Below are 12,474 nucleotides of genomic sequence, written 5' to 3' on the forward strand. Positions count from 1 at the left end.
GCTGGAGAAGTTGGCGCTGTTGAAGATCGCGCTCTGGAGTGCGTCGGCTTTGAGCAGCGCCGAGTGGCGGGCGTCCATCATGGGTCCTCTCCGGATCCGGTTCGCGGCCGGCGAGAGTCTGCCGGCCGAGCGCAACCGCAAGGTGCCTTGTGCTGCGCCTCCAACCGTATGCTGGCGTTGGCAAGCGGACTGTGCGTTATGGCACAGACCTCTCCGCATCGGGTTTTTTGTTCCCTGTTCGGGAATGGTTGTAGCGGCGGAAACAGCGTCGGGAGCGTGGGCGTGAGGAGCTGAAGAGCGGCAAAAAACTACGGGGCGCCCGGAGAGGACGCCCGTTTCGAGCCTGATTATTACTGCTTACTGTTTGAGCCGGCGAGCCTTGCAGGCATCGACGATCTTGGTTGGGTCGACGGCCTCGTTGCCCTCCTGGATCTCGAGGATCTTGCCATCTTTCCCGATGAGATAGTTCACGCGGCGGGCGGCTTTGTATTTGTCGCTGTAGATGCCAAAGATCTCTTTGGTGACGGTGCCGCCGTTGAACCAATCGCTGGCGATGGGAAACTTGGCGCCGACCTGGTCGGCGAAAGCCTTGTTGGCGAAGGGGCTGTCCATGCTCACACCCACGACCTGGGTGTCTGCCTCCAGCTCAGGAAGATGAGCCTGGAGATTTTTCATCTGCTGCGTTCAACCACCGGTGAAAGCGAAGATGAAGAAGGCCACGAGGACGTTCTTCTTCCCTTTGTAGTCGTGCAGGGAGAAGTCTTTCATCGCGGTGCCGTCGAAATACTTGAGGGTGAAGTCGGGGACGGTGTCGCCGACCTTGAACTTGAGCGGCGGCGGGCCGGGCTGCGGTGCGGGCTTGGCTTGTTGTGCCGTGACGGACGCGGCCGCGAGCAGGAAGAGGGTGAGGAGTGCGGTGATGCGACGTCTCATGTTTGCACCTCTGCGATGGGCGGAAGGTGGGATTAGGGTACCGCCGTGGCGAGGGTGGGTCAATGCGCCTCCGAGCGAGCAGCTCTGATTTGCCGCTACACGCCCTGATGCCGTAGATTTGTGACTCGGAAGCGATTCCCTGCCGCTATCGAGATACCACAGCCAGGGGAACCACCAGTGGAGCCAGTGACCAGCAGACAGTGACCATCAAACCCAGCGAGCCGGCGGCGGTCGCGCGCACGGGGCGCGGCGCGGACAAGTCGCAGCGCGGCGATAAGTCGCAAAGGATCCTGGACGCGGCGGTGGCCGTGATCGCGGAAAAAGGCTACTGGCAGGCGCGGGTCGCGGAGATCGCGGACCGCGCCGGGGTGGCCGACGGCACCATCTATCTTTATTACAAGAACAAGGAACAGCTGCTGATGGCGGCCATCGACAGCGCTTTTGACTCTTTCCTGGAGCGGGCGCGGCGCGATCTGGCGGGCATCGCAGCTCCCAAGCAGCGGCTCCACCGGCTGGCATTCCTGCATCTGGACATGCTGGGCGCGAACCGCAACCTGGCCATCGTGTTCCAGACGGAGTTGCGGCACAGCGCGAAATTCCTGGGCCAATTCTCGCGCCATCGCCTGGTGGAGTATTTCGACATGATCCGCAGCATCGTGCGCGAGGGCCAGCGCTCGGGAGAATTCCGCGCCGGGGTCAGCGACAAGATCGCAGCGAACTGCCTGTTCGGCGCGCTCGATGAGATGGTGACATCGTGGATGCTGAGCGAGCACGATTATCCGCTGGCCGGGGCGGCGGACGCCGTGGTGGACGTGATCCTGGCGGGATTGGAGACCAGCCCCAATGGCCGCCGCTGAGAACATCTTTCCCGCGCCCCAACCGCCGCATCCCGTGATCGACACGGTGAACGACGTGTTCTTCACCGTAGTGGAGCGCGACCGCGCGCGGGTGATGACCTATCGCTCGGAAGGCGCCTGGGTGGGCATCTCGGCGCGGCAACTTTACTCGCGCGTGGTGACCACGGCACGCGCGCTCAGCGCGTGGGGCGTGCGCAAGGGTGACCGCGTCGCTATCATGGCGGAGAACCGCGCGGAATGGGCGGTGGTGGATTTCGCCTGCCTCGCCCTCGGCGTGGCCGATGTTCCCATCTATCCCACGCTCACGGCGGAGCAGGCAGCGTTCATCCTGAAAGATTCGGGAGCGCGCATCGCGTTCGTCTCGACGCAGGAGCAGTTGGAGAAGCTGCGCCAGATCCGCAGCGGGACCGCCATCGAGAAGGTGGTGGTGATGGACGATGTCGAGGTCGATGTCGATTCCCAGGCGCCCGACCACGATGCGCACAGCACGGTGCGGATGAGCAGCTTCGTTTCCGACGAGATCACCGGTCGCGAACTCGCCCTCGATTCGGCGGCGCGGGCGATCGCGCCCGGCGATCTGGCGACCATCATCTATACCTCGGGAACCACCGGGACGCCGAAGGGCGTGATGCTCACGCACGGCAACCTGGCCGCAAATCTTGTGTCGTTGCAGTTCTACGATTGGGGCGAGAGCGATAGCTGCATCTCGTTCCTGCCCCTCTCCCACATCACTGCCCGGCATCTGGACTACGTCTGCTTCACTTATGGCGCGCTGATCGCATATTGCCCGGTCTTCGACCTGCTGTCGCAGACGCTGCAAGAGGTAAAGCCGACGCTGTTCGTCGGTGTGCCGCGCGTCTACGAGAAAATACGCAACGGCGTGGAAGAGAAGCTCGGCTCGGGCATCAAGCGCAAGGTCAGCGAGCGGGCGCTCGGGGTCGGCCGCAAGCACCGGGCGCTTACGCTGGCCGGCAAAAAGCCAGACACGCTCGACTGGAAGCTGGCGGACACGTTTCTCTTCAGCAAGGTACTGGGCGCGTTCGGCGGACGCGCGCGCAACTTCATCTCCGGCGGCGCGCCGCTGGGGGTACACCTGGCGGAGTGGTACGCCGACTGCGGCATACGCATCTACGAGGGCTACGGGCTGACAGAGACTTCTCCGGTGATCGCCATCAACACGCCGGGCGAGCACCGCATCGGGACGGTCGGCAAGCCGCTGCCCAACGTCGAGGTGCGGACCGCGGCCGAAGATGGCGAGATCGAGGTGCGCGGGCCGTCCGTCTTTAGGAACTATTGGCAACTGCCGGAAGAAACCAAGCGTGCTTTCACCGACGATGGATGGTTCAAGACCGGCGACATCGGCGAGATCGACGCCGACGGCTATCTCTCCATCACCGACCGCAAGAAGGACCTGATCAAGACTTCGGGAGGAAAGTTCATCGCGCCGCAGCCCATCGAAGGACACCTGCGGGCGAACGTGCTGGTGGCGCACGCGGCTGTGCTCGGCGACCGGCGGAATTTTCCCAGCGTGATCGTGGCGCCGCACTTTCCGCTGCTCGAGAGCTGGGCCCACGCCAACAGCGTGGAATTCCACTCGCGCGGCGAGCTGATCACGCATCCGAAAGTGCGGGCGCTTTTCGACGGCATCGTCGCCGACATGAACCAGCGTCTCGCGCGTTACGAGAAGATCAAGAAGGTGCTGCTCGTCCCGGATGAGTTCTCCATCGCCACCGGCGAGCTCACCCCCTCGCACAAGCTGAAGCGGCGCGTGCTCGAGCAGAAGTACAAAGCCCAGATCGACGAGATGTACGCCGGGCCGAGCGCACAGGCGACGGAAGCGGCGAGTGTTTCGTAGGCTGCTCGCGGCTGTTATTCTGACCTCGTGAATCCCGTTTCGACAGAAGCCGCTACCGGCCTGGTCACGCTGGCCGATATCCTCGCCGCGCAGCAGCGCATCAAGGGCGTGGCGTTCCACACGCCGCTTATTCCTCATCCCAAGGTCGCGGGCGTCTACTTCAAAGCGGAGAGCCTGCAGCCCATCGGCGCGTTCAAGATCCGCGGCGCGTATAACAAAGTCGCTGGGCTTTCCGAAGCCGAGCGCAAGCGCGGCGTGATCACGTACTCGAGCGGCAACCACGCCCAGGCGGTGGCTTATGCGGCGCGCGCTTTCGGCATCAAGGCAGTGATCGTGATGCCCAATAACGCTCCGCCGGTGAAGCAGGAAGGCACGCGCGCGCTGGGCGCGGAGATCGTCTTCGTGGGGACGGCGAGTTCGGAGCGCCTGGCGAAGGCGGAAGAACTTTCGGCAAAACATGGCTACGTGATGGTCCCGCCCTATGACGACCCTGCCATCATCGCGGGACAGGGCACCTGCGGCCTGGAAATCCTCGGCGATCTTCCCGATGTTGAGTTGGTGCTGGCGCCGGTGAGTGGGGGCGGGATGCTGAGCGGCGCGGCGACGGCGATCAAGTTGAGCGGATCGAAGGCCAAGGTGGTGGGCGTGGAGCCCGAGCTGGCGGGCGATTCGCAGGAGAGCTTTCGCACCGGCAAGCTGGTGGAGTGGCCGGCGGAGAAGACTACGCGGACGATCTGCGATGGCTTGCGGACGCAATCCCTTGGGCGGCTGAACTTCGAGCACATCAGGAAGTATTGCGACGACATCGTTACCGTGACCGAGGACGAGGTCCGCGGCGCCATCCGCGAGCTGGCGACCGAGGTACACATCGTCGCGGAACCGAGCGGAGCGGTGCCGTATGCCGCCTGGCGATGGCACCGGAACGAGCTGCCGGCGGCGGAAAAGATCGTGTGCGTGATCACCGGCGGGAACGTGGACCCGGGGCTGCTGCGGGACGTGCTCGGGTAGCGGCGGCCGCGTCACTCAGGCGTGGCAGTGTAAAATCTGGAGTTCCGCGAAGTCTCTGTTTCCTTCTGTCTTCTATATCCATGAGGTGGGTTTTGCGACGAGCGATGGCTAGCGGTGGCGCAGTAGTCAAGTTGGCACGGCTAACGTGCTCCATCGTCCTGCTGGCCGTGGGAGTTCTTGCGGCGAACGCCCTTGCGGCGAACGCTCCTGCCACGAATATTGACCACGGCGTACCCATCCGGGAGGCGGCCATCTACATCTCGCCAGACAGCAGTGCGCAGCGCATGGGAGTGATCCCGCGCGGGCGCGAGATGAACATCCTCGAACCCTCACCGGGCTGGCTACACGTGTTCGCGACCACCGACCAGGGCAAGGACGTGAGCGGCTGGATCCAGGACAAAGGCATCGTGCGCGCGAGCACGCCGAACGGCGACCGGATATTGTTCGGCGAGGCGGTGGATTCCGAATCGGAAGCGCAGAAGCGGCACGGACGCAAGGGCGCCGACGTAGACGCGGGGCGGCTCTACATGCGCGTCACCGAGTACTTCCCCAACTCGCCGCTGGCGGGCGAGGCGCTGTACCGGGCGGCGGACATCCGGTGGCAGATCGATTCGGTGGACGTGTGGACGCGGCCTTCAGCGCGCGAGCAGAGCCCGGGGATGCGTCCCATGATCGACGAAGAGATGATGAAGCAGGTGAAGAAGAAATATCCGGGGACGAAGTGGGCCGACCTCGCTGACTTCGCGATGATCGACAACAAGATCTGCGGCGAATGGAAGGGCGAGTCGAAGTGTCCGGAGAAGGAAGCGGAGATCTATGCGAAGTACGCGGAGGAGCGCGCAAGATCGCCGAAGGCAGCGGAGGCGCTCTACAACGCGGCGTGGCGGCAGTCGGCGCTGATCGAGATCTATAAGACGGAAGGCGACGCGGGAAGATCCGCGAGCGCGAAGAGCAAGGCCGCAGCGCTGGCGCAGCGCGTCGTTTCTTCGTACCCCGAAAGTGATTACGCGACGCGCGCGCAGCGACTCGTGTTCATGGTGCAGCAAGGCATGCCGACCTACGGCAGCCCGAGCGACTAGGCGATGCACGACTATCTGGTCAGCCTGCTGCTCGGGATCGTCGAAGGACTCACCGAGTTCCTGCCGGTCAGCTCGACCGCGCACCTGCGCATCACGGAATCGTTCCTCGGCATCGATCTCGCCAGCGGATACTGGAAGATGTACTCCATCGTGATCCAGCTGGGCGCGATCCTGGCTGTGCCGCTGTATTTCCGCAAACGCATCCATGAATTCCTGCGGACGTTTCCGAGGGGAGTGCTGGGCGACAAGACGTTGCTGACGCATCCGCTTTCGCTGATCGGGATCGCGTTCGTGTGCACCGCCGTGCCGTCGCTGCTGCTGACGAAGGTCATCGGACATAACCTGGAAAACCTTACCGTGATGGCGTGGTCGCTCATCATTGGCGGCGTGCTGATGTGGCTGGTGGACGCGTACTACGGCGCGCCGGTCGCGCCGCATCCCACGCAGTCGATCGAGCAGGTCACGCTCGGGCAGGCGGTGTGGGTGGGAGGCTGCCAGGTGCTCTCGGCCGTCTTCCCCGGCACGTCACGCTCGATGGCGACCATTGCCGGCGGGCAGATCGCCGGGATGTCGCGCGCGGCCGCGCTCGAGTTCAGTTTCTTCCTCGCCATGCCGACGATGGCTGCGGCCGTGGTCTACGACCTCTACAAATCATTCCACGTGCAGCCGGGCGCGGCCGAGATCGGGGTGGCGCCGGCGAACGCGCATGAGTGGATGGTGCTCGCCATCGGCTTCGTGGTGAGCTTTATCGTGGCGCTTGGTGTGGTGCATTGGTTCATGCGCTGGGTGCGGCGGCGCGGCTTCTGGCCGTTCGCCATCTATCGGATATTGGCGGGGGTGTTCGTGCTGTGGTGGGTGGCGCGGGCGTAGAGGGTAGGTGGCCGTGCCAGCCGTTTATTTTCTGTTGTTTCCGCGCGGCTCTTGCCCCATAATCGGGGCAGCTCTGGTGTAGTACGCGCGCATTCAGCGGCGGTGTCTCTCACGGACACGGCTCCATAGCCGTTTGGGTGTGTCATCTGGAATGAAGTATTTCGTACGCGTATTCACCCCGACCAACAACAAACGTTTCAATGAACTGATCGGCTTCCTGCTTTTCGTAGGGGCCGTCTTGTTGCTGCTCTCACTGGTTTCGTATTCCCCACTCGATCCTTCGTTGAATACTGCCTCCTCGGGGACAGGCGCGCTTCGTCCTACGGGCACCCCGGCACGCAACTGGGTCGGCATCGCGGGCGCGCACGTCGCGGACCTGTTGCTGCAATTCTGGGGCGTCACCGTGTTCCTGGCCCCGGCGATGGTGTTCCTGCTGGCGCTGCGCTGGTTCCGGTCGCGTCCGGTGGACTCGCCGGTGGCGAAGACGATCGGCGCGGCCACGCTGCTGGTGTTCACGCCGGCGCTGCTCGGCCTGATGCCGTGGACGCTGCGCTGGGTACATTCCATCCCCGTCGAGGGATTGCTGGGGCGCATCGTGGGGGACGCGCTCATCCACTACTTCAACCTCACGGGCGCGTACATCGTGAGCCTGGCGGTGATCCTGGTCGCGCTCTACCTCTCGACCGCGTTCTCCTTCGGAGCGATGCAGCTCTGGGCGGAGACGCGCTTTGCGTTCGCCTTCGCCGCGTGGGACCGCTTGCAAGACTGGCGCATGGAGCGCGCGAAAGGCAAAGCCGCACGCGAGCTGGAGCGGCGCAAGCTGCAGAAGCCGGTGGTAACGGCGCAACTGGTCACGGCGAAGCGGGCAATGACCGCGCCGATGGCGATGCAACCGCCGCAACCGGCATCAGTGTATGCACCGCCGCCGATCGCGACGGCTGGTTATGCCGCCGCTTCCTCCGCAACCCCACCAGCATCCGTGATGACGGTGAATGTGGCCGAGCCGGGTATTGGGACGCGCGCCGACGCGGGCACGAAAGCCAAGACGACCATGCCGCGCATCGCCGGCGGCTTCAAGCTGCCGTCCACTTCCCTGCTGCACCGTCCCGAAGAACAGCAAGCGGTCGACGAAGCCGAGGTCAAGGCGCTGGCACAAGTGCTCACCGACAAGCTGGCCGAGTTCGACGTGATCGGCCAGGTGACACACATCAACCCCGGTCCGGTCGTAACGACTTTCGAATTCAAACCGGAGGCGGGCATCAAGTACAGCCGCGTCACCGGGCTGACCGAAGACTTGTGTCTGGCGATGCGGGCGGAGAGCATCCTGATCGAGCGCATGGCGGGCAAGTCGACGGTCGGGATCCAGGTGCCGAACCGCGAGCGCGAGACCATATGGCTGCGCGAGGTCATCGAGTCGCAGGAGTTCATGGCGTCAAAGTCGAAGCTGGCGCTTGCCATGGGCAAAGACATCAACGGACGCATCGTGACGGCGGAACTGCAGACCATGCCGCACTTGCTCATCGCGGGCTCGACCGGCGCGGGCAAGTCGGTGGCCATCAACGCGATGATCATGTCCATCCTTTATAAGTCCACGCCCGACCAGGTGCGCTTGATCCTGGTCGATCCGAAGCGCCTGGAGCTGGGCGTCTACGAAGGCGTGCCGCACCTGTTCACGCCCATCATCACCGAGCCGAAGGTGGCGGCCTACGCGCTGCGCAATGCGGTCCGCGAGATGGAGCGCCGGCTGAAGCTGCTGGCGGAGAAGGGTGTCCGCAACCTCGAACAGTACAACAAGACGTTCGACGATTCGCGCACGCCCAGCCTGTTCCAGGAAGGCGACGACTCGAACAAGCCGCTGCCCTACATCGTGATCATCATCGACGAATTGGCTGACCTGATGATGCTCGACCAGCACAACGTGGAGGAATCGATCACGCGGCTGGCGCAGATGGCGCGCGCGGTGGGCATCCATTTGATCCTGGCGACGCAGCGTCCGTCGGTGGACGTTATCACTGGATTGATCAAAGCAAACTTCCCGGCACGGGTTTCGTTCCGCGTGGCTACGAAAGTCGACTCGCGGACCATCCTGGACGCGAACGGAGCGGAGTCGCTGCTCGGACGCGGCGACATGCTATACCTGCCGTCGGGATCGGCGCGCGTGCACCGCTTGCATGCGCCGTTCGTCACCGAGAAAGAGATCGGTGCGGTGGTGGAGTTCTGGCGCGCGCAGGGCCTGGCGCAATACGAAGAGAAGTTTTTGCAGGCGCCGAAAGACGAGCGGGAGCCCGGCGCGGGTGGCGGCGTGAACGACGGCGAAGAGGGCGAGACCGAGCAGGACGAGCTGTTCGAGGATGCGGTACGGTTGGTGCTCGAGTTCGGCAAGGCGTCCACTTCCCTGCTGCAGCGGCGGTTGCGCATCGGCTACGGGCGGGCCGCGCACTTGATCGACCTGATGGAGCGCGACGGCATCGTGGGAGCGGCCGACGGTCCAAAGCCGAGGGAGATATTGAAGCGGCCGGATTGGCTGAAAGAGGTGGAAGACAGCCTGCGTTAGCGAGTGATTTGATACCTTGGTAGTGGTGCGCCGTTTAGCGGGCGCACTCAGCTTCTACTTCCGAGGGATCAGTATGAAAGTCGGGATCCTCACCGGCGGGGGCGACTGCCCCGGCCTGAACGCGGTGATCCGTGCCGCGGTCCGCAAGGGTATCTTCCATTACGACGATGAGTTCGTCGGCTTTCTCGAGGGTTGGCGCGGCGTGCTCGAGAACCAGACGATGCTGCTCGACCTGCACGCGGTGGCCGGCATCCTGCCCCGCGGGGGGACCATTCTGCGCACCTCGCGGACGAATCCCAGCAAGCACGAAGGTGGGCTCGAGCGCTGTATCGAGACGCTGAAGAAGAACGGGGTGGAAGCGCTGATCGCCATCGGCGGCGACGACACCATGTCGGTCGCGATGAAATTGCACGACAAGAAGGCCAAGGTGGTCGGGGTCCCGAAGACGATCGACAATGACCTGAGCGGGACCGATTTTTGCTTCGGTTTCGATACCGCGGTCAACATCGCGACCGAGGCGATCGACCGCGTGCACACCACCGCCGAGGCGCACAATCGTGTGATGGTGGTCGAGGTGATGGGCCGCGATTCCGGATGGATCGCCATCTATAGCGGCATCGCCGGCGGCGCCGACGCGATCCTGCTACCGGAACGTCCCTTCGACATCGATGAGGTGGCGGAGACGCTCCGGCGGCGGCACGCCCGCGGACGCTATTTCAGCGTGGTGGTGGTGGCGGAGGGCGCGCGCTTCCGCAGCGACGTGGATCCAGCGCACGGTGCGCCCGTGGTCACCGAGCTGTCGAAGGACGAGTTCGGACACGTGCGGCTGGGCGGCATCGGCAACGTGTTGGCACACGAGATCGAACGGCGCACCGGCTTCGAGACGCGGGCCGTCGTCCTGGGGCACATCCAGCGTGGCGGGTCGCCGACCGCGTTCGATCGCGTGCTGGCGACCCGTTATGGCATGGGCGCCATCGACATGGTGCACCAAGGTGAGTCGGGCTGCATGGTCGCGCTGCACGGGACAGAGATCGTCTCCGTCCCCATCGCCGAGGCGATCGGCAAGACGCGGCTGGTGGGCGATGACCTGATCGCGGTCGCGCTCGGCCTGCACGAAAAGACGGAGATGAAAGACTAGGCAGGCGCGGCTTTGGTGTCCGCAGCGGCGAAGAGTTGCGTGGCGAGGTCGCGGATGCGGCGGATGGTCCGAAGCCAAGGGAGATACTGAAGCGGCCCGACTGGCTGAAGGAAGTGGAGGACTCGCTCCGGTAACCATTTGACTCTGGTAAGCTTGTGGCGCACGCAGTGCCGCTGTTTGAGTTCTCCTCGGATAATCCACATGGCGAGAGTATTAGTAATCGCGTTGTTGTTGACCGCAGCTGCCTTCGGGCAAGGCGCTCCCGTGGGCAAGGAGCAGGGGATCCAGAAACTTGCTTCCAGCCTCATAGACGCGTGGAATAAACACGACGCGCACGCCTTCGCGGCTACCTTTGCGGAGGATGCCGACTTTACTAACGTCATCGGGATGTCAGCCCACGGCCGCAAGGCCGTAGAGGCATTTCACGCGCCGATGTTCGCAAGCCGCTTCAAGGACACTCATCTCTCCGGAACGATTGCGAACCTGCGCATGCTCACGCCGAAGATCGCGAGCGTAGACGTCTCGTGGGAGATGACGGGGGCGATCGAGACGGATGGTACGCCCTTGCCGCTGCGGAAAGGCTTGCTGACTTTGATCGTCAGCCGCCATGGCGATCGGTGGCTGATCGACGTCATGCACAACCAGGAATTCACTCCCCGAAAGCCGCAGTAGCTATCTACGCCGGCGCGGCTTTGGTGTCCGCAGCGGTGAAGAGCTGCGTGGCGAGGTCGCGGATGCGCCGCAGGTCGAGCTTCCCTGTCCCTAGATATGGGATAGCGTCCACGTGGACGAACTGCGAAGCCCGCGGCTTCCATAGCGCCGGCAGCTCGCTGGCGGCAAACTTCTCCAGCACCGGCTGCAACTTATCTTCAGGCAGGGTGTGCAGCACGATCAGGCGCTCGCCCTTCTTCTCGTCGGGCAGGCTGGTGACGGCGAATGTCTGCTCGGTGGCTTCCGCCAGCTCGTGCAGCTTCTCTTCTACTTTCAAGTGCGGGACCATCTCGCCGCCGATCTTGGAGAAGCGGCTGAGGCGGTCGGTGATGGTGAGGAAGCCATCTTCATCGAACGCGGCGATGTCGCCGGTGGTGTACCAGCCGTCGTGGAGCACTTCGGCAGTCTTGTCGGCGCGGCCGAGGTAGCCCTGCATCACGTTGGGTCCGCGGACCAGCAGCATGCCGGGCGTGCCGATGGGCTGGGGCTGGCCGGAGTCGGGGTGGAGCACGCGCACGCTCATGCCGGGCAGCGGATGTCCGATGCCGCCGCGCTTGGCGCCGACCTGGCGGAATCCGGGCGCGCGGTAGTCGCGCGTATTCACCGCGACCACGGGCGAGCACTCGGTGCAGCCATAACCCTCGAGCGGACGGATGCCAAAGGTGTCTTCAAATGCGTCTGCCAGGCGCTGCGGCAGCTTTTCGGCGCCCACGATCACGAACTGCAGGCTGCCCAGGTCCTCCGCCGGGATGCGCCGGATATACGCCTGCAAGAACGTGGGCGTGGCGACCATGAAAGTAACGCGATACTTGGCGACGAGGCCACCGATCACGCGCGCGTCCAGCGGATTCGGGTGGTAGACGACGCCGATGCCGAGGACGGCGGGCATCCAGAGGCCGACGGTGTATCCGAAGGAGTGGAAGAAGGGCAGGATGCCGAGGACTTTGTCGGCGCCTTGCAAGGCGAAGGTCTGCCCGATCTGTTCGATGTTCGACCCGATGTTGAAGTGCGAGAGCATCACGCCCTTGGGGTCGCCGGTCGAGCCCGAAGAAAAAATGATGGTGGCAAGCGCATCTATGTGGGGGCTTTCTGAACGACCGAGCGCCCGCTCGAGCAGCGGCATGGGCAAGAGCCACGCCATCAGGAACGCGGTGAGCTTCTCGAAGAAGCCGGGAGCAGCAGCGACGTCTTCGATGAGCAGCGTCTTCCCCGGGACGGTGATCTTTACCTTTTCCAGGAACTGCTGCGAGGTCAGCACCGTGGTGAGGCCACACTGGCGCGCGCTCGAGGCTACGGCTTCGTCGCTCGCGGTGTAGTTGAGGTTGACGGGGACCTTGCCGAGCAGCGACGCGGCGTAGTTGACGAGCGCGCCCGCGACCGAGGGCGGCATGAGGATGCCGACCATCTGCTGGCCTGGCATTTTTTCCAGGGTCGCCGCAACGCTACTCGCCTCGCGCTCCGCGCTCGGC

At 64.1% G+C, this 12,474-nt stretch carries 11 protein-coding genes; 8 read left to right on the forward strand and 3 right to left on the reverse strand.

Annotated features, from left to right (window positions below; translation table 11 throughout):
* Positions 1-357: 357 nt before the first annotated feature.
* Positions 358-675: a redoxin domain-containing protein gene (locus M3P27_11860; protein ID MDP9269002.1), complete on the reverse strand. Its 318-nt coding sequence runs from the start codon at positions 673-675 to the stop codon at positions 358-360.
* Positions 676-684: 9 nt separating this feature from the next.
* A complete protein-coding gene (locus tag M3P27_11865; protein MDP9269003.1) occupies positions 685-933 on the reverse strand; it encodes a redoxin domain-containing protein in 249 nt (82 codons plus the stop codon).
* A 200-nt stretch (positions 934-1,133) separates the two neighbouring features.
* Here M3P27_11865 and M3P27_11870 point away from each other — a divergent pair, with 200 nt between their 5' ends.
* From M3P27_11870 to M3P27_11905, 8 genes are all read left to right on the forward strand, one after another.
* Positions 1,134-1,790, forward strand: coding sequence for a TetR family transcriptional regulator (locus tag M3P27_11870; protein ID MDP9269004.1), 657 nt, complete (start codon positions 1,134-1,136; stop codon positions 1,788-1,790).
* The gene (locus M3P27_11875; GenBank protein MDP9269005.1) at positions 1,777-3,645 is read left to right on the forward strand and encodes a long-chain fatty acid--CoA ligase; all 1,869 of its coding nucleotides are present in this window, start codon (positions 1,777-1,779) and stop codon (positions 3,643-3,645) included. Before M3P27_11870 ends, M3P27_11875 begins: the two co-directional genes overlap by 14 nt.
* A gap of 27 nt (positions 3,646-3,672) precedes the next feature.
* Complete coding sequence (locus M3P27_11880; protein MDP9269006.1) at positions 3,673-4,653, forward strand: threonine/serine dehydratase; 981 nt, start codon at positions 3,673-3,675, stop codon at positions 4,651-4,653.
* Positions 4,654-4,784: 131 nt separating this feature from the next.
* Positions 4,785-5,732, forward strand: a complete 948-nt coding sequence (locus M3P27_11885) for a hypothetical protein (GenBank protein MDP9269007.1) — start codon at positions 4,785-4,787, stop codon at positions 5,730-5,732.
* A gap of 3 nt (positions 5,733-5,735) precedes the next feature.
* Complete coding sequence (locus M3P27_11890; GenBank protein ID MDP9269008.1) at positions 5,736-6,602, forward strand: undecaprenyl-diphosphate phosphatase; 867 nt, start codon at positions 5,736-5,738, stop codon at positions 6,600-6,602.
* Positions 6,603-6,753: 151 nt separating this feature from the next.
* A complete protein-coding gene (locus M3P27_11895) occupies positions 6,754-9,156 on the forward strand; it encodes a DNA translocase FtsK 4TM domain-containing protein (protein MDP9269009.1) in 2,403 nt (800 codons plus the stop codon).
* 73 nt (positions 9,157-9,229) lie between these two features.
* A complete protein-coding gene (locus tag M3P27_11900; protein ID MDP9269010.1) occupies positions 9,230-10,294 on the forward strand; it encodes a 6-phosphofructokinase in 1,065 nt (354 codons plus the stop codon).
* A gap of 201 nt (positions 10,295-10,495) precedes the next feature.
* Positions 10,496-10,966 (forward strand): SgcJ/EcaC family oxidoreductase, encoded by a 471-nt coding sequence (locus tag M3P27_11905; GenBank protein ID MDP9269011.1) that lies wholly within the window; start codon positions 10,496-10,498, stop codon positions 10,964-10,966.
* A 4-nt stretch (positions 10,967-10,970) separates the two neighbouring features.
* On the opposite strand, the gene M3P27_11910 is transcribed toward M3P27_11905, so the two are convergent.
* Positions 10,971-12,474: AMP-binding protein (locus M3P27_11910; GenBank protein MDP9269012.1), on the reverse strand; the 1,504-nt coding region annotated here is incomplete at its 5' end.

The organism is Acidobacteriota bacterium, assembly GCA_030774055.1.
GTDB lineage: Bacteria > Acidobacteriota > Terriglobia > Terriglobales > Acidobacteriaceae > JACPNR01.

Bases quoted from the DNA above. Each gene is read 5' to 3' on its own strand.
- M3P27_11900 (MDP9269010.1), top strand. From the start codon at position 9,230: ATGAAAGTCGGGATCCTCACCGGCGGGGGCGACTGCCCCGGCCTGAAC.
- M3P27_11905 (MDP9269011.1), top strand. From the start codon at position 10,496: ATGGCGAGAGTATTAGTAATCGCGTTGTTGTTGACCGCAGCTGCCTTC.
- M3P27_11895 (MDP9269009.1), top strand. From the start codon at position 6,754: ATGAAGTATTTCGTACGCGTATTCACCCCGACCAACAACAAACGTTTC.
- M3P27_11865 (MDP9269003.1), bottom strand. From the start codon at position 933: ATGAGACGTCGCATCACCGCACTCCTCACCCTCTTCCTGCTCGCGGCC.
- M3P27_11860 (MDP9269002.1), bottom strand. From the start codon at position 675: ATGAAAAATCTCCAGGCTCATCTTCCTGAGCTGGAGGCAGACACCCAG.
- M3P27_11875 (MDP9269005.1), top strand. From the start codon at position 1,777: ATGGCCGCCGCTGAGAACATCTTTCCCGCGCCCCAACCGCCGCATCCC.
- M3P27_11890 (MDP9269008.1), top strand. From the start codon at position 5,736: ATGCACGACTATCTGGTCAGCCTGCTGCTCGGGATCGTCGAAGGACTC.